Origin of the sequence: Pseudonocardia spirodelae, from assembly GCF_037727765.1 — a bacterium.
Classification (GTDB): domain Bacteria; phylum Actinomycetota; class Actinomycetes; order Mycobacteriales; family Pseudonocardiaceae; genus Pseudonocardia; species Pseudonocardia spirodelae.
The window spans coordinates 200,950-225,179 of the sequence record NZ_JBBJUP010000009.1 but is presented as its reverse complement, the minus strand read 5'-3'; the positions used below and the strand labels follow the sequence as shown (position 1 = coordinate 225,179).

The 24,230-nt window shown below is 75.5% G+C and carries 21 protein-coding genes and 1 pseudogene; 7 read left to right on the top strand and 15 right to left on the bottom strand.

Annotated features, from left to right (window positions below; genetic code table 11):
* Positions 1 to 205 precede the first annotated feature (205 nt).
* Both WJX68_RS13535 and WJX68_RS13530 read left to right on the top strand, forming a co-directional pair.
* Positions 206 to 607 (top strand): zf-HC2 domain-containing protein, encoded by a 402-nt coding sequence (locus tag WJX68_RS13535; protein WP_340290547.1) that lies wholly within the window; start codon positions 206 to 208, stop codon positions 605 to 607.
* 85 nt (positions 608 to 692) lie between these two features.
* A complete protein-coding gene (locus WJX68_RS13530; RefSeq protein ID WP_340290544.1) occupies positions 693 to 1,196 on the top strand; it encodes an Rv2732c family membrane protein in 504 nt (167 codons plus the stop codon).
* A 12-nt stretch (positions 1,197 to 1,208) separates the two neighbouring features.
* On the opposite strand, the gene WJX68_RS13525 is transcribed toward WJX68_RS13530, so the two are convergent.
* Together WJX68_RS13525 and WJX68_RS13520 are read right to left on the bottom strand one after the other, a co-directional pair.
* Complete coding sequence (locus WJX68_RS13525; protein WP_340290541.1) at positions 1,209 to 2,411, bottom strand: glycosyltransferase; 1,203 nt, start codon at positions 2,409 to 2,411, stop codon at positions 1,209 to 1,211.
* Positions 2,412 to 2,468: 57 nt separating this feature from the next.
* Positions 2,469 to 2,912, bottom strand: coding sequence for an Lrp/AsnC family transcriptional regulator (locus tag WJX68_RS13520; protein WP_340290538.1), 444 nt, complete (start codon positions 2,910 to 2,912; stop codon positions 2,469 to 2,471).
* A 153-nt stretch (positions 2,913 to 3,065) separates the two neighbouring features.
* Here WJX68_RS13520 and WJX68_RS13515 point away from each other — a divergent pair, with 153 nt between their 5' ends.
* Both WJX68_RS13515 and WJX68_RS13510 read left to right on the top strand, forming a co-directional pair.
* A complete protein-coding gene (locus WJX68_RS13515) occupies positions 3,066 to 6,524 on the top strand; it encodes an indolepyruvate ferredoxin oxidoreductase family protein (protein WP_340290535.1) in 3,459 nt (1,152 codons plus the stop codon).
* Between the two features lie 298 nt (positions 6,525 to 6,822).
* Positions 6,823 to 8,928, top strand: coding sequence for a transglycosylase domain-containing protein (locus tag WJX68_RS13510; RefSeq protein WP_340290532.1), 2,106 nt, complete (start codon positions 6,823 to 6,825; stop codon positions 8,926 to 8,928).
* A gap of 52 nt (positions 8,929 to 8,980) precedes the next feature.
* Here the strand turns inward: WJX68_RS13510 and WJX68_RS13505 are convergent, their stop codons facing one another.
* Positions 8,981 to 9,376: a hypothetical protein gene (locus WJX68_RS13505; protein ID WP_340290529.1), complete on the bottom strand. Its 396-nt coding sequence runs from the start codon at positions 9,374 to 9,376 to the stop codon at positions 8,981 to 8,983.
* 45 nt (positions 9,377 to 9,421) lie between these two features.
* A complete protein-coding gene (locus tag WJX68_RS13500) occupies positions 9,422 to 9,937 on the bottom strand; it encodes an isochorismatase family protein (protein ID WP_340290574.1) in 516 nt (171 codons plus the stop codon).
* 55 nt (positions 9,938 to 9,992) lie between these two features.
* Here WJX68_RS13500 and ygiD point away from each other — a divergent pair, with 55 nt between their 5' ends.
* Positions 9,993 to 10,853 carry a 4,5-DOPA-extradiol-dioxygenase gene (gene ygiD, locus WJX68_RS13495; protein WP_340290526.1) on the top strand — a complete coding sequence of 287 codons (861 nt, stop codon included), beginning with the start codon at positions 9,993 to 9,995 and terminating at the stop codon, positions 10,851 to 10,853.
* A 14-nt stretch (positions 10,854 to 10,867) separates the two neighbouring features.
* On the opposite strand, the pseudogene WJX68_RS13490 reads toward ygiD, so the two are convergent.
* Positions 10,868 to 11,308: pseudogene (locus WJX68_RS13490) on the bottom strand (MarR family winged helix-turn-helix transcriptional regulator); the annotation flags it as partial.
* Positions 11,309 to 11,355: 47 nt separating this feature from the next.
* Here WJX68_RS13490 and WJX68_RS13485 point away from each other — a divergent pair.
* Complete coding sequence (locus WJX68_RS13485) at positions 11,356 to 11,748, top strand: DUF5313 family protein (protein WP_340290523.1); 393 nt, start codon at positions 11,356 to 11,358, stop codon at positions 11,746 to 11,748.
* A 6-nt stretch (positions 11,749 to 11,754) separates the two neighbouring features.
* Here WJX68_RS13485 and WJX68_RS13480 read toward each other — a convergent pair whose 3' ends face one another.
* Genes WJX68_RS13480 through WJX68_RS13470 form a run of 3 tightly spaced genes read right to left on the bottom strand, consistent with a single transcriptional unit; the run spans position 11,755 to position 14,677 of the window.
* Positions 11,755 to 13,044: a TRAP transporter large permease gene (locus WJX68_RS13480; protein ID WP_340290520.1), complete on the bottom strand. Its 1,290-nt coding sequence runs from the start codon at positions 13,042 to 13,044 to the stop codon at positions 11,755 to 11,757.
* Positions 13,044 to 13,601, bottom strand: coding sequence for a TRAP transporter small permease (locus WJX68_RS13475; protein ID WP_340290517.1), 558 nt, complete (start codon positions 13,599 to 13,601; stop codon positions 13,044 to 13,046). The genes WJX68_RS13480 and WJX68_RS13475 overlap by 1 nt, the downstream gene beginning before the upstream one ends.
* On the bottom strand, positions 13,598 to 14,677 hold the full coding sequence (locus WJX68_RS13470; protein WP_340290514.1) for a TRAP transporter substrate-binding protein: 1,080 nt from the start codon (positions 14,675 to 14,677) through the stop codon (positions 13,598 to 13,600). The genes WJX68_RS13475 and WJX68_RS13470 overlap by 4 nt, the downstream gene beginning before the upstream one ends.
* Positions 14,678 to 14,950: 273 nt before the next feature.
* Between WJX68_RS13470 and WJX68_RS13465 the strand changes: the two genes are divergently transcribed.
* Entirely contained in the window at positions 14,951 to 15,772 is an 822-nt protein-coding gene (locus WJX68_RS13465) for an HpcH/HpaI aldolase/citrate lyase family protein (RefSeq protein WP_340290511.1), read from the top strand.
* A 37-nt stretch (positions 15,773 to 15,809) separates the two neighbouring features.
* Here the strand turns inward: WJX68_RS13465 and WJX68_RS13460 are convergent, their stop codons facing one another.
* The 7 genes from WJX68_RS13460 to WJX68_RS13430 are packed head-to-tail and all read right to left on the bottom strand — an operon-like array spanning position 15,810 to position 24,167.
* Entirely contained in the window at positions 15,810 to 16,835 is a 1,026-nt protein-coding gene (locus tag WJX68_RS13460) for an LLM class flavin-dependent oxidoreductase (RefSeq protein WP_340290508.1), read from the bottom strand.
* On the bottom strand, positions 16,828 to 18,222 hold the full coding sequence (locus tag WJX68_RS13455; RefSeq protein ID WP_340290505.1) for an MmgE/PrpD family protein: 1,395 nt from the start codon (positions 18,220 to 18,222) through the stop codon (positions 16,828 to 16,830). The genes WJX68_RS13460 and WJX68_RS13455 overlap by 8 nt, the downstream gene beginning before the upstream one ends.
* A gap of 34 nt (positions 18,223 to 18,256) precedes the next feature.
* Positions 18,257 to 19,855 (bottom strand): amidase, encoded by a 1,599-nt coding sequence (locus tag WJX68_RS13450; protein WP_340290502.1) that lies wholly within the window; start codon positions 19,853 to 19,855, stop codon positions 18,257 to 18,259.
* On the bottom strand, positions 19,852 to 21,015 hold the full coding sequence (locus tag WJX68_RS13445) for an acyl-CoA dehydrogenase family protein (protein ID WP_340290499.1): 1,164 nt from the start codon (positions 21,013 to 21,015) through the stop codon (positions 19,852 to 19,854). The genes WJX68_RS13450 and WJX68_RS13445 overlap by 4 nt, the downstream gene beginning before the upstream one ends.
* Position 21,016: 1 nt before the next feature.
* The gene (locus WJX68_RS13440; protein ID WP_340290496.1) at positions 21,017 to 22,222 is read right to left on the bottom strand and encodes a CaiB/BaiF CoA transferase family protein; all 1,206 of its coding nucleotides are present in this window, start codon (positions 22,220 to 22,222) and stop codon (positions 21,017 to 21,019) included.
* Positions 22,219 to 22,776 carry a MaoC family dehydratase gene (locus WJX68_RS13435; RefSeq protein ID WP_340290493.1) on the bottom strand — a complete coding sequence of 186 codons (558 nt, stop codon included), beginning with the start codon at positions 22,774 to 22,776 and terminating at the stop codon, positions 22,219 to 22,221. The genes WJX68_RS13440 and WJX68_RS13435 overlap by 4 nt, the downstream gene beginning before the upstream one ends.
* Entirely contained in the window at positions 22,773 to 24,167 is a 1,395-nt protein-coding gene (locus tag WJX68_RS13430) for an MFS transporter (protein WP_340290490.1), read from the bottom strand. The genes WJX68_RS13435 and WJX68_RS13430 overlap by 4 nt, the downstream gene beginning before the upstream one ends.
* Between the last annotated feature and the right edge of the window lie 63 nt (positions 24,168 to 24,230).

Genomic DNA, 24,230 nt, shown 5'->3' with positions numbered 1-24,230 from the left:
CCTCGTTTCCGGGGTGCCATTTCTGGGGTCCGCCGCATCTCGGTGCTGTGCGGAGGGGTGCCGACCCGGAGACGAGCACCCTGCGCACGTCCGGTGCCGGCGGCGGCACCGATCGTCCGCGGTCCACCGATCACGGCCACGACACCGCGTCACTCGGGTGGGGGTCGGGTGGAACCGGACGGCCCCCGTGTACGACAGTGACGGTATGGACTGTCAGCTCTACCGCGAGGTGCTGTCCGCGGACCTCGACGGCGAGGCGGCGGCCGGCGAACGCGCGGCGGCCGCCGAGCACCTGGCCGGCTGCGCGTCCTGCCGTGCGTTCCGCGACGGCGCCGCCCGGCTCGGGCGGCCGTCCCGGGTGGGGCCTGCCGACCCGCTGCCCGACCTGACCGACGCCGTCCTGGCCGCGCTCGGCGTCACCGCACCCGAGCCGGAGCCGGTGAGCACCGCCGTGCCCGTGCTGAGCTGTCTGTCCGGCGGCTGCTGTGGTGACGAGCCCGCGGCCACCGGAGCCGACGCGCCCCGCACCGCCTGCGGCTGTCTGCAGACCTGCGGATGCGGCTGCCAGCAGGGCGCGCCGTGCCGATGCGCCGTCCGCGCCGCCTGAGCCCGACCGGGCACCGATCGGCGGGACCGCGCCGTCCCGCCGCCGTGATGGAATGGACACCAGCCGCCGACCACGGGGGAACCGCATGAGCGAACCGCGCAGACCCGGTCCGGGCGCGCTGTCCCCGCAGGCCTCACCCGAGCTGGCCGCGGAGCTGACCCGCATCGCGTGGCGCGTCGACCGGTGGATCGACCCGGGGCCCGGCGCGGTCGTCGCGGGGGCCGGGGTGGCCGCCGTCCTCGCCGCGCTGCTCATGCCGTGGTCGGGGCGGGCCACCGGGTGGGAGATCCTCGCCGGGACCGTCGGGCTCGGGCCGCTGCCGTGGCTGTTCACCGTCGCCGCCGTCACCGGGGCGGTCGTGTCCGGTGTCGCGCTGCTCGTGCGCCACTGGCCGCTGGCCTGGTTCGCCGCGACGGTCACCGGCATCGGCGCGGTCACCGGGCTGTGGGCCGTGTGGGCGCGTCAGACGGCCGTGGTCGGCGGCGACATCGGGCCCGGGCTCGTGGTGACCGTCCTCGGCGTGTGCGTGCTGTTCGCGACGTGGGCGCGGATCGTCGTGGCCTGCGGGCCGCGCGCGCCCCGCGGCTGAGGCCCGCCGGGGTCACGGCGTCAGCGCGGCCACCCGACCGGCCGCGAGGTCCTCCAGTGCGCCGACGGCGTCCCCGACCGGGGGCAGCGCCAGCATCGCCCGCTGGGCGGCGCGCACACCGGTACGGGTCGACCCGTCGAGCAGCCGCGCGCAGGCCTCGGCGACGCCGTCGGGGTCGGGCGGGCAGTGCTCCCCCAGCCCGAGCTCCGCGACCCGCCGCGCGTTGTGCTCCTGGTCGCCGAACTGCGGCAGCACGGCCAGCGGCACCCCGTGCCGCACCGCCTCCCGCACGCCGTTGTAGCCGCCGTGGGTCAGGAACAGGTCCGCGCACTGCAGCAGCAGCGGCTGCGGCACCCACGCCGCGGTGTGCACGTGCGCGGGCAGGTCCAGGTCGTCGACGGGCAGCCCACCGGTCGCCAGCACCACCTCGGCGTCGAGCCGGGACACCGCTGCCGCCACGGTCCGCAGCGCCGCCGCCGGGTCGACCGGGGCGCGCCGCCCGCCCCGCCCGGCCATCATCGGCATCGCCGTCCCCAGCCCCGCGACGACGAGCGGCCGTCCCGCCGGCAGTGCGGCGACCCAGCCGGGCAGGACCTCCCCGCGCACGACCTCGTCGTCCTGTCGGAACGCCCGCGCCGCCGCCATCCCCGGCGCGGCCAGCGAGAACGCGGCCGGCATGCAGTCCAGCCTGCCCCAGCGGTGCAGGGCCGCCGCGTCGCCGGGCTCGGCGAAGCCCAGCTCGCGGCGACGCTCGGACAGCGCGGCCGCCACGACGTCGGGGCCGAGGACGTTGCCCGCCCCCGACGGCGCGGACACGCACGGCACCCCCAGGTGCTCGGCCACGAGGAACCCGGCGGTCTCGCCGCCGTCGCGCAGCACGAGGTCCGGCTTGCCGTGGACGTCGACGAGCCCGAGCAGCGTGCGCGCCGAGCCGGTCACCTGCGGCCCGGCGAACAGCGTCGGCAGCATCGCCGTCGTCAGCTCGGTGGGGGAGAGACGGGCGAGCGCCGGCGCCCCGCCGAGCCGCTCGACCACCGGGCCCAGGTGCTCCGCGGCCGAGGCCATCGTCGCCAGCACGGGCTCGACCCTCGCCGGGGCGCCGTCCAGGACCGGAGCCACGTCGGGAGGGCAGGCCACCACCACGTCGTGCCCGGCCGCGCCCAGCGCGCGGACGAAGGGGAGCACGGCGCGGCCGTGCGACGGGGAGCCGGTCACGCTGCAGAGGACACGCACCCCTCCATGATCGACCGGATCGTTGCGCCGGGCAAACGATCAGGTGCGGGTCCAGCGCCCGAGCACCATGAGGGTGCGCGTCCCGGTCACCGTGCCGCTGCGCCGGATCCGGTCGATCACCTCCTGCAGGTGCGCGAGGTCGCGCACCCGGACCTGGACCAGCGCGTCGAGGTCGCCGGCCAGGGTGTAGATCGCCTGCACCTCGGGCTGGCGCGACGCGGTCGCGACGATGTCGGAGATGCTCGCGGTGCCGGCGTAGCGGATCTCGCTGAACGCCTCGACCGCCCAGCCCAGCTTCGCGTGGTCGACCTGCACGGTGAACCCGGTGATGACCCCCGCCTCGCGCATCCGGTCCACCCGCCGTTTCGTCGCCGCGGTGGACAGTCCGATCCGCTGCGCCATGTCGGCGAAGGTGCGGCGGCCGTCCTCGTGCAGCAGCCGCAGGAGGGCGTGGTCCAGGTCGTCGATCTCGGTCTCGGGCACGGCGCCTCCAGCGCAACGGATCGTCGTCGATCGGGCCCGTCCACGGTATCCGTTGCGTCTTGCCGGTCGACTCCGCATCGACTGTTGCGTCGGTGGTGGCGGTCACGCTGTGCTGCTCGCAGCCCACGCCCGACTCGACGAGGAGCCGCGACCATGACCGTGCTGGACGACAAGTACGTCGCGACCGACGGGCGCGCCCCGATGACCGGCATCCAGGCGCTCGTGCGCCTCGTGCTGGAGCAGGCCCGCCTCGACGCCGGCCGCGGCTTCGACACCGCGTCGTTCGTCTCCGGCTACCAGGGTTCCCCGCTGGGTGGCCTGGACTCCGAGCTGGGCCGCGCGCGCCGCCACCTCGACGCCGAGCGGGTCGTGTTCCGGCCCGGCCTGAACGAGGAGCTCGCGGCGACCGCCGTCGCCGGGACGCAGCTGCTCGACGCCGTCCCCGGCCGCCGCCACGACGGCGTCGTCGGCTGGTGGTACGGCAAGAACCCCGGCCTCGACCGCGCCGCCGACGCGATCCGGCACGGCACCCTGGCCGGCACCGCCCGGCTCGGCGGCGCCGTCGCGATCATCGGCGACGACCCGTCGTGCAAGTCCTCGACCGTCCCGAGCTCCTGCGAGCCGATGGCGCAGAGCCTGGCCATGCCGCTGCTCGCCCCCGGCTCGGTCGCCGAGGTCGTCGAGTTCGGCCTGCACGCCGTCGCGCTCTCGCGGGCCACCGGCCTCTGGACCGGCCTGAAGATCATCGCCGACGTCGCCGACGCCTCGGACACCGTCGACCTCGGCGCCCTGCGCCCGGACCTGATCGGCGTGCCCGCCCCGCCCGCGACCGACCGCGCGCAGGCCGGGGCGCTCGTCGGGCCCGCCGCCGTCGAGGCCGAGCACGACCAGCTCACCCGGCGGCTCGACCTGGCCCGCCAGTACGCCCGCGAGACCGGGCTCAACCGGGTCACCTTCACCTCCCGCGACCCGCGCCTGGCGGTGCTCGCCTCGGGCACCGGCTACGCGACCGTGCTGCGCGCCCTCGACGACCTCGGCCTGGGCGAGGCCGAGCTCGACGCCCTCGGCGTCCGCCTGGTCCGGCTGGCCATGCCGTTCCCGGTCGACGCCGAGGCCCTCGCCGGGCTCGTCGACGGCTGCGCCGAGGTGCTCGTCGTCGAGGACAAGGTGCCCTTCCTGGAGGGCCACCTGCGCGACGCGCTCTACGGCCGCGCCCACCAGCCGCGCGTCACCGGGCGCCGCGACGACCGCGGCCGCCCGCTGCTCACCGCGCGCGGCCAGCTCAGCGCCGAGGACGTCGCCCGCGCCGTCGCCGCGCGCCTCGCCGCCGCCGGCGCGACCCTGCCCGAGGCCGCCGCGGCGCACCTGGAGCGACTCGCGCCGCCGAAGCCGTCGCGGATCGGGCTGGACCTGCTCGGCAACCGGACCCCGTACTTCTGCTCCGGCTGCCCGCACAACACCTCCACCCGCACCTCCGACGACACGCTCGTCGGCGTCGGGATCGGCTGCCACGCCATGATCGCCCTCGACGGCGAGCACCGGGGCCGCCAGATCGGGCTGACCCAGATGGGCGGCGAGGGCGCGCAGTGGATCGGGCTCGCCCCGTTCACCGACGACCGCACCCTGGTGCAGAACCTCGGCGACGGCACCTTCCACCACTCCGGCTCGCTGGCGATCCGGGCGGCGGTCGCGGCCGGGGTCACCATGACCTACAAGCTGCTCTACAACGACGCCGTCGCCATGACCGGCGGGCAGCGCGCCGAGGGGCGGCTCGGCGTCCCGGAGATCACCCGCTCGCTCGCGCTGGAGGGTGTGCGCCGGATCGTCGTCACCACCGACGAGGTGCGCGACTACCGCGGCGTCGCCCTCGACCCGATCGCGACCGTGCGCCACCGCGACGACCTCGCCACCGTCGAGGACGAGCTCAAGGCCGTCGACGGCGTCACCGTCCTGATCCACGACGACCGGTGCGCCGCCGAGGAGCGCCGGCTCCGCAAGCGCGGCACGCTGCCCGCCCCCGCGGAGAAGGTGCTGATCAACGAGCGGGTCTGCGAGGGCTGCGGCGACTGCGGCGAGAAGTCGACCTGCCTGTCGGTGCTGCCGGTCGAGACCGAGTTCGGCCGCAAGACCACCATCCACCAGTCCTCCTGCAACACCGACTTCTCCTGCCTCAAGGGCGACTGCCCGTCGTTCCTCACCGTGGTGCCGGGCACCCGCGAGGAGCGCGGCGTCCCGGCGCTGCCGGTGCGCCTGACCGACCCCGAGCCGCGGGTCGACCCGACCGCCACGCTGATCCGGATGCCCGGCATCGGCGGCACCGGCGTCGTCACGGCCTCGGCGGTCCTGCAGATGGCCGCGCACCTCGACGGCCTGTTCGCCGCCGGGCTCGAGCAGGTCGGGCTGGCCCAGAAGGGCGGCCCGGTCGTCTCCGACGTCCGGATCTCCAAGCAGCCCCACCACGGCATCCTGCGCGCCTCGAAGGGCACCGCCGACGTCCTGATCGGGATGGACCTGGTCGGGACCGCGTCCGACGCGACCCTGGCCGTCGCGCGGCCCGGGCACACCGTCGCCGTCGTGAACACCTCGCTGGTGCCGACCGCGGCCATGGTCACCGGCCGGGTCGTGCTGCCCGGCTCGACCGACGACGCCGTCGAGCGCATCGGAGCCGTCACCCGCGACCTGCTCACCGTCGACGCGCAGACGCTGTCGGAGGCCCTGTTCGACGACCACCTGCCCACCAACATGCTGCTGCTCGGCGCCGCCTACCAGCACGGTGTGCTGCCGGTGTCCGCCGAGTCGATCGAGGACGCCATCCGGGTCAACGGCGCGGCCGTGGAGACCACGCTCGCCGCGTTCCGGTGGGGCCGGGCCGTCGTGCTCGACGCCGACGCCGTGCGCGCCGCGGTGATCGCACCGCAGCCCGCGCCGGTCGCGCTCGACGCCGCGTCGGTGACGCTGGCCCGCTCCGTCGCCGCCGGCGCCGGGTTCGAACAGGCCCTGGCCACCCGCATCGCCGACCTCACCGGCTACCAGGACGCGGCCTACGCCGCCCGCTACGCCGAGGAGGTCCGCCGGGTCGCGGCCATCGCCACCGTCCGCGCGGGGGAGGCGGCCGGCGCCCGCGTCGCCGCCGCCTACGCCGACGGCCTGCACAAGCTCATGGCCTACAAGGACGAGTACGAGGTCGCCCGGCTGCACCTCGACCCGCTCGAGGTCGCCCGCCGCGAGGCCGAGTTCGGCCGCGACGCCCGGGTGTCGGTCATGCTGCACCCGCCGGTGCTGCGCGCGCTGGGCATGACCCGCAAGATCGCGCTCGACGGCCGTGTCGCCGCCCCGGCCTTCCGGGCGCTGCGCGCCGCGCGGCGGCTGCGCGGCACCGCGCTGGACGTGTTCGGCCGCGCCGAGGTGCGTCGCGTCGAGCGGGAGCTGGTCGGGGAGTACCAGGCCCTCGTGCGCGCCGGGCTGGAGCACCTCGACGCGACCACCGCCGACGCCGTCGTGGAGCTGGCGGGGACGGCGGAGATGGTGCGGGGCTACGAGGACGTCAAGCTCGGCAACGTCGAGCGGTTCCGGGAGACCGCGCGGGAGCGGCTGGCCGCCCTGGCCGGCTGACTCTCAGCGACACGCCCGGGAGGATCTCAGTCCCCGCTCAGCGTTGCGGCGCACAATCGCCGGCGTGGGGGAGCGCACGACGGCACGCGAGCTGATCGACCGGATCCGGGCGGCCATCCGCCGCCCGGTCCCCGAGCCCCCCTCCGCGCCCCCCTCGGGGCCCCCCTCCGGGCGCCCCGAGGGGAACCCTCGGGGCTTAGGGGGCAACGAAGGTGCCCCTCGGAGCGCGTGGGTGACGGGGCGTCGGGCCCGGGGGGCGTCTCGGGCCGGAGCCGGGGCCGGGGCCGGGGGGACGGCGGTGGCGCGCGCCGACCCGCGGACCTGGCGGCGTCTCGGTGTCGCGGTGCTCGCCGGGGGCCTCGTGCTCGCCGGCTGCGCCGCACCGGCCGCCGCCGGGGTCGCGGCCGTCGCCTCGACCGTCCCCGACGGCGCGACCGGTGAGCTCCCGAGCACCGCGGCGCTGCCCGCCGCGACCGTCCTCACCGACCGCGACGGCACCCCGGTCGCCTACCTCGACGAGCAGTACCGGATCCCGGTGCCGTACTCGCGGATCTCCTCGGCGATGGTGGCCGCGATCGTCGACGTCGAGGACCGGCGCTTCTTCGACGAGTCCGGCGTCGACCCCGTCGGCACGCTGCGCGCCCTGGTCACCGACGCCGCGGGTGGCGCGGTGCAGGGCGGGTCCACCATCACCCAGCAGTACGTGAAGAACTGGCTGGTCGACGTCGCCGACCGCGACGACCCCGCGGCCCAGCAGGACGACCGCGCCGACACCCCCGCCCGCAAGGTCCGCGAGGCGGTGCTCGCCCAGCGGCTGGCCCACTCGCAGTCCAAGCAGGACGTCCTCGCCGGCTACCTCGACACCGTCGCGTTCTCCGGCTCCGTCTACGGCGTCGAGGCCGCCGCCCGGTCCTGGTTCGGCACCGACGCCGCGCACCTGACCGTGCCGCAGGCCGCGCTGCTCGCCGGGACCGTCAACAACCCGACCCTGTTCGACCCGTTCCGCCACCCGCAGGCCGCCACCGACCGGCGGAACACGGTGATCGCGGCGATGCGCGACGCCGGCTCGATCACCCCCGCCCAGGCGGCCGACGCCACCGCCGCCCCCCTCGGCGTGCGCGCCGCAGGGCCGCTGGTCCCCGGCCACAACTGCTACGGCGCCACCGACGGCGCCGGGTTCCTCTGCGAGTACGCCGTCGCCCAGCTGGAGCGCGCCGGGTTCACCGAGCAGCAGCTCGACACGGGCGGCTACACGATCCGCACCACTCTCGACCCGGCCGCGACGGCGTCGGCCCAGCAGGCCGTCGACGCGAACGTGCCGCGCACCCAGGACGGCGTCGCGAACACCCTGGCGCTGCTGCGCCCCGGCCACGACGACCGGCAGATCCTCGCCATGGTCGCCAACCGGCGCCCCGGCACCGACGCCGCCGCCGGGGACACGACCCGCGACCTCGTCGCCGCGCCGTCGAACGTGTTCGGCGCCGGGTCCACCTTCAAGATCTTCACCACGGCGGCCGCGCTGGAGGCCGGCACCGTCGGCTACGACTCGACGCTGCCCGACCCGCCCTCGGCGTGCTTCCCCGGCGTCGGCAGCGCGTGCTACCCGGTCGGGAACGACGGCACGTCCTACCCGGACCCGATCTCGCTGCCCGATGCCCTCGCGACCTCGCCGAACACCGCGTTCGTCGGGCTGGAGGAGTGGACCGGCACCGACAAGGTGGTCGACATGGCCCGCCGGCTCGGGCTGCGCGACACCCTCGCGTCGAACGCGGCGGGCGGGACGCCGGACCCGTCCTCACCGGACCCGCGGATCGCCGAGCCGCAGTCGCAGTTCTACGCCGGCCTGCCGTCGTTCACCCTCGGGGTCAGCCCGGTGTCCACCCTGGAGATGGGCAACGTCGCCGCCACCCTGCAGAGCGACGGCGTGTGGTGCGCCCCCGACGCCGTGCTGTCGGTGACCGACCGCGACGGCGCCGCCGTGCCGCTCGCGCGGCCCGCCTGCGAGCAGGCGGTCGCCCCCGGGATCGCGCACACGCTGTCCGCGGGCCTGGGCGGCGACACCGTCACCGGGACGTCCGCGGCCGCCGCCCGGGCCGCGGGCTGGACCCGCCCGATGATCGGCAAGACCGGTACGACCAACACCTCCGAGTCCGTCGCGTTCGTCGGGGGGACCGGTGGGGCCGACGGTGTCGCCGGGTCCTCGATGGTCTTCGCCGACGGCCCGGACCCGGCCGAGATCTGCCCGGGAACCCCGGTGCACCTGGGTAACTGCGGGCACGGAGCGTTCGGCGGGACGGTGGCCGCACCACCGTTCCTCGCCGCCGTCGCCCCGCTGCTCGACGGCCGTCCGGACGTGCCGCTGCCCGGCCCGGATCCGGCGTACCTGCAGGCCCGCAGCGGCTAGGACACGTCCGCGACCGCCGGCAGGCCGGGGAGGTGCGCTCCGTACCGCCGGGTCACCGGTGGGTCCGGAGCAGCCGGGTCGCGAGCAGCACCCCGCCGAGGGCCAGCGGCAGCTCCAGCAGCACCGCCTCGGCCACCGCGAGCCCGGCCGCCGACGTCCCGGCCGCGGTGGTCACGTCGAACCAGGCGTCGGTCACCAGCAGGGCGGCCCCGGCGGTCGCGGTCAGCGCGGCGCGGACGTCGCCGGCCCGGAGCAGGGCGGCCGTGGCCAGCGCGGCGGCGGCCGTCCCGACGTCGAGGCCGGCCCACACCACGTCCCAGTTGCGGGCGGTCGCCGTCGCCGGCAACGCCCACCCGGTCGCCGCGGCGACCAGCAGCAGCCCCGCCCCGACGACCGCCGCCACGACGGCGACGGGGACCGGACGTGCGGACCGGACGCTGACGCTCACCACCCGCACACCGTCGCGCCCGACCCTGTGCGGCGGCTGTGCGGACTACATGAGGAGCTTCTGCACCTCGCGGAACCGCGGGTGCGCGGCGTCGCGCAGCCACTCGAACAGCACCATCTCCGAGCTGACGACCTCCGCGCCCGCCGCGCGGGCGCGCTGCAGGGCCAGCGCCTCGTCGTCGGGGGAGCGGGAGCCGACCGCGTCGGCGACGACGAGCACCCGCCGGTCCGGCCCGACGAGCTCCAGCACCGTCTGCAGCACGCAGACGTGCGCCTCCACCCCGGCGACGACGACCTCGCGCCGCCCCGGCGGGAACAGCGCGTCGTCGTCGGCGGCGAAGCGGGACTTCGCCATCACCAGGTGCGGGAACCCGGCCAGTGCCTCGACGGTGGGTCCCAGCTTGTCCGGGACCTGCTCGGTCGCGATCACCGGGACGTCGAGCAGCGTGGCGGCCTCGGCGAGCCGGGTGGCGCGGGCGACGACCCGCTCGCCGTCGTGCACGGCGGGGACCAGGCGCTCCTGCAGGTCGACTAGCAGCAGGACCGCGGCGTCGGAGTTCATCAGCACCGGCCTCACGCTACGGCCGCCCGCCCCGCGACGGCACTAGTCTGGCGGGGTGGGCGCCCCGCTGATGCCGGCCGCGTTCGTCGGGCACGGCAACCCGATGAACGCGCTGGAGACCAACCGCTACACCCGTGCCTGGCGGGAGTTCGGCCGGGCCGTACCCCGTCCGCGCGCGATCCTCGTGGTCTCCGCGCACTGGTACATCAACGCGACCGCGGTGACCGCGATGCCGCGCCCGCGCACCATCCACGACTTCTTCGAGTTCCCGCGGGAGCTGTTCGCGGTGCAGTACCCCGCCCCCGGGCTGCCCGAGCTGCACGACGAGGTCGCCGACATCGTGCAGCCGACGTGGGTCGGCGCCGACGCCGACAGCTGGGGCATCGACCACGGCACCTGGTCGGTGCTGGTCCACGCCTTCCCCGACGCGTCGGTCCCGGTCGTGCAGCTGTCGATCGACGCCGGCAAGCCGTGGGACCACCACCTGGAGCTCGGCGCGAAGCTCGCCCGGCTGCGCGAGACCGGCGTACTGGTGCTGGCCTCGGGCAACGTGGTGCACAACCTCGCGGGAGTCGACTTCTCCCGCCCCGACGCCGGCTTCGACTGGGCGCAGCGGTTCGACGAGTCCGCCCGCGAGCTGATGACCGAGCGCCCGGGCGAGTTCGCCACCCTCGACGCCCACCCCGACCACCGGCTCGCCGTGCCCACCCCGGACCACTTCATCCCGGCGCTCTACCTGGCCGGGCTGGCCTCCGCGGCGGGCGACGAGCGCCCCGAGGTCCTCGTCGACGGCTACGCCTACGGATCGCTGTCGATGACCGCCTACACGCTGGGGCTGCGCTGCGACGCCGCTCCCGGCGGCGCCGGGTCGCCGGCGGGCGGGCCGGCGGCGCCGGCGGAGTCGTCGGGGATCTGAGGGTCGCGTCGCGCGGCGGCGATCACCCGGTCCAGCACCGACCGCAGCTCCTCGAGCTCGGACAGCGGCATCCCCAGCCGCTCGACCACCGCCGGCGGGATGCGCTCGGCCCGGGCCCGCAGCGCGCGCCCGTCGGCGGTCACCGCGACCGCCATCGTGCGCTCGTCGCCGGGGACGCGTCCGCGGGTCAGCAGGCCCGCCGCCTCCAGCCGTTTGAGCAGCGGCGACAGCGTGCCGGGGTCGAGGGCGAGCGCCCGGGCGAGGTCGCCGAGCGACCGCGGGGAGCGCTCCCACAGCGCGAGCATCACCAGGTACTGGGGGTGCGTCAGGCCCATCGGCTCCAGCAGCGGGCGGTACAGCCCGATCACGGTGCGCGAGGCGACGGCCAGCGCGAAGCACACCTGCCGGTCCAGCCGCAGCAGGTCGTCCCCGTCACCCGCGGCTGCGCTCCCCATGTCCGTCATCGTACATTGTTGGTGTACCAAGAATTGGGGGACCAAGAGTGGACGAGCCGATCCGGCCGAACCCGCTGCGGTGGCTGGCCTACTGCTACGGCGCCGGCCTGCCCGCACGGCACGGCAGCTGGGTCGTGCACGACGTCACGACCCGGACCTGGCAGCTGCGCCACCTGGTGCGCACGACCGTCCAGCTGCTGCCGATCGGGGTGCTGCTGTACCTGCTCATCCCCGGCCCGGTCCACGTCAAGGCGCTGTCGGTGCTGGCCGGGGCGATCCTCGGCTACTTCTACTCCGTGGCCTACATGTACGAGTCGGCCGAGCACCGCGTGGCCAAGGCGGGGTACCCGGTGGGGCACGCGGCCGCGGTGCGGGAGCGGGCGGACGAGGGGACGCGTGCGGCCGCCCGGGAGCGGTACGAGCGGCGCTGGCGTCGCTGAGCCGGCTCACCCGCCCATCGTCTCGGGCAGCCACAGCACCACCCCCGGCGCCGCCGCGAGCGCCGCGACCAGCACCAGCAGCGCCGCGACGTAGGGCAGCACCCCGACGAAGATCTCCTCCGCCGGGCGCCCGGTCGACGTCGACACGATGAACACGTTCATCCCGAGGGGTGGGGTGACCAGACCGATCTCGGCCAGCAGGATGACCATTACGCCGAACCAGATCGGGTCGAAGCCGAGCTGCTCGATCACCGGCAGGACGACCGGGACGGTGAGCGCGAGGATCGCCAGCTGGTCGAGGAACGCCCCGAGCACGAGGTACACGAGCGCGATCAGCGCGAAGACCAGCAGCGGCGGGACGGCGAGACCGGCGATGGCCTCGACCAGTGTCCCGGTGATCCGGGTCAGCGTCATGAAGTACCCGAACAGGTACGCCGAGGCGATGATCAGCAGGATCATCGCGGTCGAGGTCAGCGTCTCGACCAGTGCGTCGCGGATGCGTGCCGCGTCGAGCCGCCGCCTCGCCAGCCCGATGGCCAGCGCCCCGGCCACGCCGAGGCCCGCGGACTCGGTCGGTGTCGTGAGCCCGAGATAGATCGAGCCGACGACCAGCAGGAACAGCAGTGCCACCGGACCGAGCACCGGGATCGTCCGGAGCTTCTCGCCGATGCCGTAGCGCCGGCCCGCCGGCGCGAGCGAGGGCGTGCGGCGCACGAGGAACAGCGTCGTGAGGATGATCGTCAGGGTGACGAGCAGGCCGGGGACGAGCCCCGCGACCAGCATCTGCCCCACGCTGACCTCGGCGAGGATCGCGTAGAACACCAGGATGATGCTGGGCGGGACCATCGCGGCCAGGGTGCCGACGACGGCCACCAGGCCGTTGGCGAGGCGGCCGTCGTAGTGCTCGCGCTCCATCTCCGGGATGGTCGTCGACGCCAGCGCCGCGGCGGCCGCGGTGCTGGAGCCGGACACCGCGGCGAAGGTGGCGCCGGTCGCCGTGGTGGCGACACCGAGGCCCGCCGGGACCCGCCCGACCCACACGCGGGCCGCGGCGAACAGCTCGGCGGTGACCCCGCTCTTGAGCACGAGCTGGGCCATGAGGATGAACAGCGGGATCGCCGCGAGGGTGTAGGTGGAGACCGCGGCGTAGGGCGTGGTCTCGAGGAAGCCGACCGCGGCGGACGGCCCGCCCTGCGCGAGCAGGCCGACGACACCGCTCACCCCGATCGCGACACCGACCGGCACCCGGGCGAGCAGCAGGACGAACAGCAGGACGAGGACTCCGGCGAGCACCATCAGGCGATCTCCTCCGCGGTCGGGGTCGGGGCAGCGGCGGGAGCGGGGCCGCGCAGGTCGAGCGCGAGGGTGTGCAGGACCCGCAGCACCGCGAGTCCCGCGCCGAGCGGCACCAGGACCGCGGACGTCCACACCGGCCAGGACAGCTCCGAGGCCCCGGCGAGCGGGATGTCGCCGTGGCGCACGGCGCCGGCGGTCAGGAGGAACCCGCCCCAGCCGACCAGCGCCAGGAACGCCGCGGTCAGGACCGAGCCGGCCACCGCGAGCACACGCCGCCCGGCCGGGCCGAGCCGCTTGTGCACGAGGTCGATCCGCACGTGGGCGCCCTCGCGCACGGTGAAGGACAGCCCCAGGAAGAACAGTCCCACCAGGACGTAGTCGCCGACGAAGCCGACCGACCAGGACAGCGGCGCGCCCACGAGGTAGCGCAGCGCCACGTCGATCACGATCAGCGCGACGGTGGCGGCGACACCCGCCAGACCGACCGCGGCCGCGGCGTTCTCGACGGTGCGCAGCACGCGGTCGACGGGATCGCGCCGGGCGGTGTGCGTGGTCATCGTGCGGCCTCCACGTCGCCGTCGCGGGCCCGGTCGAGGGCGGTCTGCATCGCGGTCAGCGCCGCGCGCCCGGGACGGCCCCGGTCCTCCATGTCGGCGGCCCACTCCGCGCGCACCGAGGCGACCGCGGCCTGCCAGCGCTGCTGCTGTGCGGGGCTCAGCGAGGTGAAGGTCATCCCGCCGTCCTCCAGCGTCGACCGCGCCTGCTCGGTCTGCTCGTCCATGACCGCGCACAGGTGGCGGGAGGTCTCCTCGCCGGCGCGGGCCATCGCGTCGCGGTGGGACTGCGGCAGCTCCTGCCACAGCGCCTCGGAGATCGCGAAGGTGAGGGTGAACCCGCCGAGCGGCGCGCCCTCGGTGGCGTGCGAGGCGACCTCGTCGAGCCGGAAGGGGACGGCGCTCATCGGCGGCAGCGTCATCGCGTCGACGGTGCCGCGCGACATCGCCTCGTACACCTCGGGGCCGGCGAGGGAGACCGGCGTGGCCCCGAGCGTGTCCAGGGTCTGGTCGACCACGCCGCCGGGGGACCGGGTGAGCAGCCCGGCCAGCTGCGCCGGGTCGGTCACCGGGCCGTTGGTGAACAGCTCGTACTGAGGGACGACGCCGACGAACAGCGTCCGCAGCCCGCGCGGCGCGAACTCCTCGCGGTGCAGCAGCCCGCCCTCGCGGGTGAGCTCGCCGACCGCGCGGGCGGTGGTGCACGAGTCCGTGCTGAGGCCCGGCAGGTCGCCGACGTTGGACAGCGGGAGCTTGTCCGACAGGTACGGCGGCGACACCACCCCGATGTCCACCGCGCGGCTCGCGACGAGCTTGACGTAGTCGGTGGCCTTGCCCAGCTGCTCGGACGGGTAGTACTCGACCTCGAGCCCGCCCCCGGTCAGCTCGCGCACCCGGTCGGTGAAGTACACGATCCCGTCGCGCGACGCCGGGTGCGTCACGGGGTAGGAGTCGGCGACCACCAGGGTGCGGGCCGCCCCCTGCGCGGGCGCCTCCCGGGCGGGTGTGCAGGCGGTCAGCAGCGCGACGGCCGCGACGAGGCAGGCCGTCAGCCCGGCTCCGTTGCCCAGCGTCCTCATCGGTTCCTCTCGGCGTCGTCCCGGTCGGACTGCGCGGGGACGGCGACGCGGCTCGCCCGCGGGGCGGGCGGGGCCACGGCACCGGCCGGGCGTCGGCGACCGGTCGGGGGTGGCACGGTCCGACGTGGACCGTGTGGGGCGTCACAGGCAGCCTGTCACGACGAGCGCCCTGTTTCAACGAATTGTCCGATGATTTATTCGGCCGGGGATTTGGCCCGATACAGGAGTATGCGGGCCGTTGACAGCAAAACATCAGACATTAAAGATGACGCCATGCTCCGGCTCGATCTCGCCACCGTGTTCCTCTTCGTCCCCGGCTCCCGCCCGGACCGCTACGACAAGGCCGTCGCCAGCGGGGCCGACGTCGTCGTCCTCGACCTCGAGGACGCCGTCGCCCCCGACGGCAAGGCCGCCGCCCGTGAGGAGGTCCGGGCCTGGCTCACCGCAGGCGGACGGGCCGCGGTGCGGGTCAACGGCACCGGCACCCCCTGGCACGACGACGACGTCGCACTCGTCGCCGGTCTCGGCTGCCCCGTCCTGCTCCCCAAGGCCGAGGGCGGGGCCGAGCTCGCCGCACTCGCCGACCGGCTGGTGGCGGGCACCCCGGTCCTCCCCGTCGTCGAGACGGCGCTCGGCGTGCGCCGGGCCGAGGAGATCTGCGCCGCACCCGGCGTCGTGCGGCCCGCGTTCGGCAGCGTCGACCTCGCCGTGGACCTCGGGGTGGACCACCTCGACGACGTCGCGCTGCGCCACGCCCGCTGCGAGCTGGTCCTGGCCGCCCGCGCCGCCGGTGTCACGGCACCCGTCGACGGGGTCACGACCGCCGTCCGCGACGACGCCCGGCTGGCCGCCGACTGCGCCGAGGGCCGCGCGCTGGGCTTCACCGCCAAGCTCTGCATCCACCCCGCCCAGGTCGCCCTGGTCGCGGCCGCCCTGCGCCCGTCGGACGAGGAGCTGGCCTGGGCGGCCCGGGTCGTGGCGGCCGCCCGGGAGGGCGCTGTGGCCGTGCTGGACGGGGCGCTGGTGGACAAGCCGGTCGTCGACCGGGCGGTGGCGCTGCTGAGCCGAGCCGGCGCGCCGGTCGCGACGGGCTGAGCCCGGGCGGGCCCCGGCACGCGCCGGGGCCCGCCGGTCACCGGGTCCCCGCGCGCAGCACCGGCGCCACCTCGCGGGCGAGCAGCTCCAGCGAGGCACGCGCATGCCCGACCGGCATGCCCGCCCAGTCGGTCCGCAGCACGAAGTGGTCGACGCCGACCTCGTCGCGCCAGGGGAGCAGGGCGGCCAGGCAGTCCTCCGGGGTGCCGACGACGAACCGGTCGCGGGCCAGCTCGTCGTAGCCGGTGCGGAAGGTCTCCTGCCCGGGCAGCACCCGGTCCTGGCCCCAGTCCGCGTACACCTCGTACTTCCCGGCCAGGTGCGGCCGGGCCAGCTCCACGGCCCGCTCCCGGGTCGGCGCGCAGTAGATCTCGCGCATCAGCGGGAGCTCGGTCAGCGGCCCGCGGCCCGCGGCGGCGCGCTCGGCGTGGAACAGGTCGAGCTGCCGGCGCACCGTCGCCGTCGTCGCGTGCGGGTTGATCATCCAGGTGTCGCCGAGCCGGGCGGCGCGGCGGACCGCGCCGTCGGAGTTCGCGGCCATCCACACCGGTGGGGTGGCGGTCGGCAGCGTCGTGGCGCGGACACCGTCGAGCCGGCACCAGGGCAGGTCGGCGTGCACCGGCTCCCCGGTCCACAGCTCGCGGACCACGCGCAGGTTCTCGGTGAACCGGCGGACCTTGTCCCCGGGCGGGATGCCGAACGCGGCGTACTCGACCTCCCGGTAGCCCAGGCCCACGCCGAACACCGAGCGGCCGCCGGTGACGACGTCGAGCCCCGCGTAGCTCTCCGCGGTGTCGACGGGGTTGTGCAGCGCCAGCAGGTGGATGCCGGTGCCGATCCGCATCTCACCGGCCTCGGCGGCGAGCCGCGCGAGCCACGGCAGCGGCTGGATGTGGGAGAACGACTCGGGCAGGTGGTGCTGGCCGGCGAACACCGAGTCCAGGCCGCCGTCCCGGGCGGTGCGGACCAGCGACAGCTGCTCGGCCAGCGCGACCAGCGGGTCCCGCCCGGCGGGCTGCTGGTGGGTGAGGAACACCCCGACCCGCACCGGGCGGTCAGCCACGGCAGGCCTCGGCGAACTCGGCCGCCGGGGTGTCGTCGCCCAGCGCGAGCACCGCGCGCTGCACCCGGTCGGCGACCGCGGGCGAGGCGACCGTCCCGATCGTCTCCCGGAACTTGGCGACGACGTCGTCGTTGGTCAGCGGACGTTCGTCGTGGCCGCGGTTGACCTGCTCGCGGTGGCGCAGGACGCGCCCGTCGTCGAGCTCGATCTCGATCGCGCCGGAGTAGGCGGCGGGGAAGGCGCTGTCCTGGTCGTCGACGACCTGCACCCGCTGGGCGAGGTCGAGCACGGCGCGGTCGGCGAGCGCGCGGTCCGACAGCTCCGCGAGGCCGAACCGGCCGCGCAGCAGCGTGGTGGCGACGACGTAGGGGAGGCTGAACTTGGCGTCGTACTCGTCGCGCGGGGCCCACTTGGCCTCCGGCGGCTCGCAGACGACCTTGCCCGGGACCGGGTGGATCGCGCACCGGATCCCGGTGACCGTGGCGGTCCCGATCTCGGGCCGCAGCAGCAGGGCGGCGTCGGCGAAGGCGTGGATGAAGTGGCAGACAGGGTAGGGCTTGACGGCGGTGCGCATCAGCTCCCAGGTCCCGCCGAGACCGTCGGCCACCGCGTCCGGACGGGTGTCGCGCCCGGCCAGGTGGGAGGCGTACAGGCCGAACCGGCCCTCGTAGACGGCGGTCGGGCCGCTCCAGCCGGCCGCGGCGAACCCGGCGGCGGTCAGCCCGGACATCGCGGCCCAGCCCGGGTGCAGCCGCTTGGTCCAGGCGCCGTCGGCGAGGAACTCCAGCAGCCCGGAGCTCATCGAGCCGACGACGCCCTGCGCCGCGGCGAACCCGGTGGCGTCGAGCCCCGTCACCTTCCCCGCGGCGACCGCGGCGCCGAACGCCCCCGCCACCGCGGTGGGGTGGAAGCCGACGTCGTGGAATCCGCCCGCCCCGCCGATCCCGACCCGGGAGGTGACCTCGACGCCGAGGATGTAGGCGAGCAGCAGCGTCCGGGTGTCCGCGCCCGCCGCGACGGCGGCGGCCAGCGCGGCCGGAAGCGCCGATGCCGACACGTGGGTGACCGCGGGGATGTGGGTGTCGTCGAAGTCCATCCCGTGGACGAGCACGCCGTTGAGGACGGCCGCGTCCCGGGCGGGCAGCCGGTCGGGCAGGCCCAGCACCGGCTGCTCCCCGGCACCGCCGAACGCCGACAGCGCCGACAGCGCGACGCCGGGGAACGGGTACGCGGTGGAGGCGAACGCCAGCCCGACGGCGTCGAGGACGAGGTGGCGGGCCCGTTCCCGCACCTCGGCGGGGACGTCGTCGAGGGTGGTCCGGGCGGCGAACTCCCCGACCGTCGCGGCGAGCGAGGTCGTGCGGGACGGGGCCGGCAGCGTGGTCATCGGTGACCTCCTGGTCGGGTGGGTTCTCGGACGTTCAGGCGGACGGGGACGGGGCGGGGCCGCCGATCCGGTCCACGACGGGCGGGACCCGCCGGTGGTGGTCGGTGCGGTCCTGGAAGAGTGCGGCGACCCGCAGCGCGGTGTGCTCGGCGTGCGGGCGGGCGATCAGCAGCGCGGAGACGGGGCAGCCGTCCGGGGCGAACCCGGTCGGGAGCGCCAGACCGGGCGCCCCGGTGAGGTTCCCGAGCATCGTGGCGCGCGACTGCGCGGCGTAGAGCGGGTGGTGCTCGCCGTCGACGACGACGGTGCAGTCCGGCAGCCGTGGTGCGGTGGACGGGGTGGTGGGCACCACGACGAGGTCCGCGGTCGCGAACACGGCGTCCAGCTCGGCCTGCAGCACCGCGCGGAACTGCAGGGCGCGCAGGTAGTCCGCCGCCGGGGTGGTGATGCCCTGGCTGATCCGGCGCACGGTGACCGGGTCGTAGTCGCCCCAGCGGTCGGCGTCGCGCCGGTGCAGCGCCGCGGCCTCGGTGAACACGACCTGGTAGCCGATGGGCAGCGCCTGCGCGGCCGACGGGATCTCGCCCGGGACCACCGTGGCGCCGGCGTCGGTCAGGACGTCGACGAGGTGCGTCACGCCCGCCCGGACCGCCGCGTCGCACAGCTCGGTCAGGTACCCGCCGGGCAGCGCGATCCGCAGCCCCCGCAGGTCCGGCGGGGCGCCGGTCGCGGGCAGCGCGGGCGTCGCACCGACCCGCGGGTCGCTGCCGTCCGGACCGCGCAGCAGGGCCAGGACGAGCCCGGCGGTGCGGGCGTCACGGGCCAGCGGGCCGACAGTCTCGGTGGTGAACGACAGCGGGATCACCCCGGTCCGCGGGACGGTCCCGGCGGTCGGCTTGATCCCGGTGAGACCGCACCATGCGGCGGGCAGCCGGACCGACCCGCCGACGTCGGTGCCGAGCCCGAACGGGACGACGCCGGCGGCGACCGCCGCGGCGGTCCCGGTCGACGAGCCACCGGCCCACCGCGCGGTGTCCCAGGGGTTGCGGCAGGCGCCGGTGAGCGGCGGGTGCGGACCGCCGACGGCGAACTCGGTGGTCGCGTCCTTGGAGACGGCCACCGCGCCCGCGGCCTCCAGCCGGGCGACGACGGTGGCCGAGACCGCCGCCGGTGCGGCGTCCGCGCGGGTGCGCGACGCCCCGGTCGTCGGCACGCCCGCGACGTCGATGACGTCCTTGACCGCGAACGGCACGCCCTCCAGCGGCCGCGGCGGACCGTCCGGCGGACGGTGGCCGCGGGCCCGGTCGTGCAGCACCCGGATCGTGCAGTTCAGCTCGGCGTGCAGGCGCTCCAGCCGCTCGGCGGCCTCCGGGGCCCGCCCGGACCAGCCGGCGCGCAGCCGCGCCGCCCACGGGTCCGGACCGGCCGGCGTGCCGTCGCCCGCGGCGGGCGGGGCGAGCCACCGCTCGGCCCGCTGGGGGTCGGTGAACCCGTCCGGCACGGGGACGGCCCGCAGCGCCGCCGCCGCCGGCTCGGCGCCCGCGACGGCGGCGTGCATGGCGTGCACGTCGCCGGGGTCGAGCGCGTAGCCGAGCCGCGCGGCGAGCGCACCCAGCTCCTCGGCCGTGCTCACCGGACGGTGGCCTTGCCGGAGAGCAGCGCCTTCGCGACGACACCGCGCAGCACGTCGTTGGTGCCCTCGCCGATCGACATGAGCGGCGCGTCGCGGTAGAGCCGCTCGACCTCGAACTCGGTCGAGTAGCCGTAGCCGCCGTGGATGCGCATGGAGTCGACGGCACACTCCAGCGCCTGCTCGGAGGCGAAGATCTTCGCCATCCCGGACTGGGTGTCCATGCGCACGCCGTCGTCCATCCGCGACGCGGCCCAGTAGGTCATCAGGCGTGCCGCCTGCAGCCGGACGGCGATCTGCGCGAGCCGCTGCTGGACGGCCTGGAACTCGCCGATCGCCTGGCCGAACGCGGTGCGCTCGCGGGCGTAGCCGAGTGCCTCGTCGTAGGCGCGTTGCGCGATGCCGACGCTGCGCGCGGCGATGTTGATCCGCCCGGTCTCCAGCGACGACAGCGCCTGCTGCAGGCCCCGGCCCTCGATCCCGCCGAGCAGCTGGGACTCCGGGACCCGGACGCCGTCGAGGACGACCTCGCAGGACTCGGTGCCCTTGTAGCCGAGCTTGCCGATGTCGGCGGTGACCTCGAAGCCGGGCGTACCCGCCTCGACCAGCAGGATGCTCATGCCCCGGTGCGCGGGGGAGGCCGAGGGGTCGGTCTTGACCAGCACCGGCAGCGGGTCGGCGTGCCGCGCGTTGGTGATCCACATCTTGGTGCCGTCGACGACGTAGTGGTCGCCGTCGCGGCGGGCGGTGGTGCGGATGCCCTGCAGGTCGGTGCCCGCCCCGGGTTCGGTCAGCGCGATCCCGGTGCGCCGGGCGCCGGTGGCGAGGTCGGGCAGGTAGCGGCGTTTCTGCTCCTCGGTGCCGTGCCGGGCGAGCAGGAAGCAGGACACGGAGTGGCTGCCGAGGATCCCGGCGATGCCCATCCAGCCGCGCGAGATCTCCTCGAAGGTCAGGGCGAAGGACACGGTGTCCGCGCCGAGACCCCCGTACTCCTCGGGCACGGCCAGCCCGAACAGGCCGAGCTGCCGCATTCCCTCGACGATCTCGGTCGGGTAGCGGCCGGAGTGCTCCCACTCCCGTGCGACCGGGACGATCTCCTTGTCGACGAAGTCGCGCAGGGTCTCCCGGTAGAGGCGCTGCTCGTCGGTGAACCGGAAGTCCATCTCAGTCCTTCCCCAGCGCGCCGGCGTCGCGGAGCGCGGTGATGCGGGTGTCGTCGTAGCCGAGGTCGCGCAGGACGCGGTCGGTGTCGGCGCCGATCGCGGGCGCGGGCCGGGTGGGTACGCGGTCCGCGCCGGGTGGCCCGACCCGGACCGCGCTGCGCAGGGTGCGGACGGTGCCGAAGGTGTCGTGCGGGGTCTCGGCGACCAGGTCGCGCTCCAGGGTGTGCGGGTCGGTGAGCGCCTCGGCCACGTCCTTGATCGGCGCGCACGGGATCGACGCGGCGTAGAGCGGGGCGAGCCACTCGTCGACGGTGCGGGTGCGGAACAGCGCCTCCAGCTGCGGCAGCAGCGCGTCGCGGTGTTCGGCGCGGTCGGCGAAGGTCGCGAAGCGCGGGTCGTCGGCGAGGTCGGTGCGGTCCAGGACGACGGTGAGCCGCTGCCAGAACTTCTCCTTCGCGCAGCCGACGACCAGCCAGCCGTCGGCGGCCTCGAAGGCCTGGAACGGCACCAGCGACGGGTGCGCCGAGTGCCGGGTGCGCCCGGGCTCGTAGCCGGCGCTCAGGTGCCACGTCCCGGGGTAGGTGAGCAGGCTGATCGCGGTGTCGTGCAGCGACAGGTCGCAGTCGGTGCCGACGCCGTCGCGGCGCGCGCCGTGGATCGCACCGAGCAGGGAGATCGCCGCGACGTAGCCGCCGCAGTAGTCGACCAGCGACAGCCCGGTCTTCTGCGGGGGCCCGCCGGGCTCGCCGGTCAGTGACATCCAGCCGCCGAGGGCCTGCAGGACGTAGTCGTAGCCGGGCTCCTGCGAGCGGGGCCCGGTCATGCCGAACCCGGTGAGCGAGCAGCAGACGATCCGCGGGTTGACGTCCTTGAGGTCGTCGAAGCGGATCCCGAGCTTGGCCGGGACGTCGCCGCGCAGGTTGGAGTAGACGGCGTCGGCGGAGCGCACCAGGTCGTGGAACACCTCCCGGCCGCCGGGGGTGCGGACGTCGAGGGTGATGGAGGCCTTGTCCCGGTTGAACGACTGGAAGAACAGCGAGTCGTCGTCCTGCGCCCAGGGCGGGATCGACCGGCCGACGTCGCCGCCGGCCGTCGGGTCCTCCACCTTGATGATCTCCGCGCCGAGCTCGGCGAGGTGCATCGAGCCGAACGGGCCCGCGCCGTACTGCTCGAGCGAGACGATGCGGACGTCCGCCAGCGGCCTCACACCTGCTCCAGCGCCAGCGGGGTCGCGGCCCGGGGGAACTGCGAGGCGGCCCCCGCCGCGCCCTGCTTGTGGACGTAGAACGTGCGCCGGAAGGTGAGGACCTCGACGCCGTCCTGGTTGAGGGTGCGGGTGCGGATCGTGACGATCCCGGCGGTGGGCCGCGAGGAGGACTCGCGCTTGTCCAGGACGATCGACTCCGACCAGATCGTGTCGCCCGCGAACACCGGCGCGGTGAGGCGCAGGTCGTCCATGCCGAGGTTGGCGAACGCGTTCTGGGTGGTGTCGATGACCGACTGGCCCATCGCGACGGCGATCGTCAGCGGCGACACGACGAGCATGCGGCCGAACTCGGAGGACTCGCCGACCTGCCGGTTGAAGTGCGCCTGGTTGGTGTTCATTGTCAGCAACGTGAACCAGGTGTTGTCGGTCTCGGTGATCGTCCGGCCGAGCGGGTGCTGGTAGACGTCCCCGATCCCGAAGTCCTCGAAGAACCGTCCCTGCCATCCCTGCGTGATCGTCACGTGCTCGTCGTCCTTCCGGTGGGTGGTGGTCATCCGCGCTCGATGTCCTCGAGGCGGCGGTTCGTGGTGCGCTCGCCGAACACGGCCATGACCAGGCCGAGCAGCAGCGCCGTCGCGGCGAGGAAGACGTAGACGGCGGTCAGGCCGAGCCCGGCGAACGTCGCGGCGACGAGCAGGCCGCCGGCGACGCCGGCCAGCCGGCCCGAGCCGTTCGCGACGCCGGAGCCGAGTCCGCGCAGGTGCAGCGGGAAGACCTCGGCGATGTAGGTGTAGAGGACCGGCACCGTGGCCTGCATGGACATCGCCGCCAGGAAGCCGGTCACCGCGATCGCGACGGGGTCGGTCACCAGGCCGAACGCGAGGAGCAGCCCGGCCGAGAGCGTCTGCAGGACGAGGATCACCGCCCGCCGGTCGACGCGGTCGACCACGGGGGCGACGAGCAGCGCGCCCGGCACCGCCGCGACGGCCAGCACCGAGGCGAAGGTCAGGCTCTCGGCGGTCGTGTAGCCGCGCTCGACGAGCAGGGTCGGCACCCAGGAGCTGAAGCCGTAGAACGACAGGATCAGGAACACGCAGGCCGTGGAGGCGACCACCGTGCGGCGCAGCATCGCACCGCGCAGCAGGTCGGCGGGCCGGCCCTGCGGTACCGGGGTGTCGGCGACGGGCTCGGGCAGCTCGGTGCCGAGCCGCGCCCGGGCCTCGGCCTCCATGCGGGCGACCAGCCGTTCGTCGCGCGGGTCGGCCGGGCGGCCCTGCGCCGCGCGCCACCGGACCGACTCCGGCACCGTCCGCCAGGCCACCAGGGCGACGACCGCGCCGAGCGCCCCGACGACGAACACCCACCGCCAGGAACCGGGGCCGAGCGGGACGACGATGCGGGCCAGCCAGGCCGCGATCGGGATGCCGGCGAGGCCGACGGCGAGCAGCAGGGCCTGGTAGCGGCCGCGCAGCGACCGCGGGAACATCTCGCTCACCCAGACCAGCAGGACCCCGGTGGTGGCCTGCAGGCCGAACCCGGTGAGCACGCGCAGCACGCCGAGTGACCAGGCGTCCCAGCTCAGGGCGCTCAGCAGCGAGCAGACCGAGAAGAACACCACCGCGCCGAGCAGGACCGGGCGCCGTCCGAACCGGTCCGACAGCCGGCCGCCGACGATCGCGCCGGCGAACATCCCCACGAACGCCGCGGAGGTGACCGCGCCGACCGCGCCGATCGACAGGCCCCACTCGGCCCGCAGGGCCGGCGCGGCGTAGGCGAAGGAGTTGAGGTCGACGAGGTCGAAGACGAACAGCGCGCCCAGTACGCCGACCCAGCGCCGGTGCGTCGGGGTCGCGACCGGGATCCGGTCGAGGCGCGCGGCCAGGTCCGCTGCGGGAGCCGGCGGCGGCCTGGTCCCGGTCTGGTCACCGCACGGGTCCACGGTCATCACGAGCTCCCCTCGGCGCGCGTCGTCGCGCGCCTGCCGACCGTGCGGAGCCGGCCGGCCCCG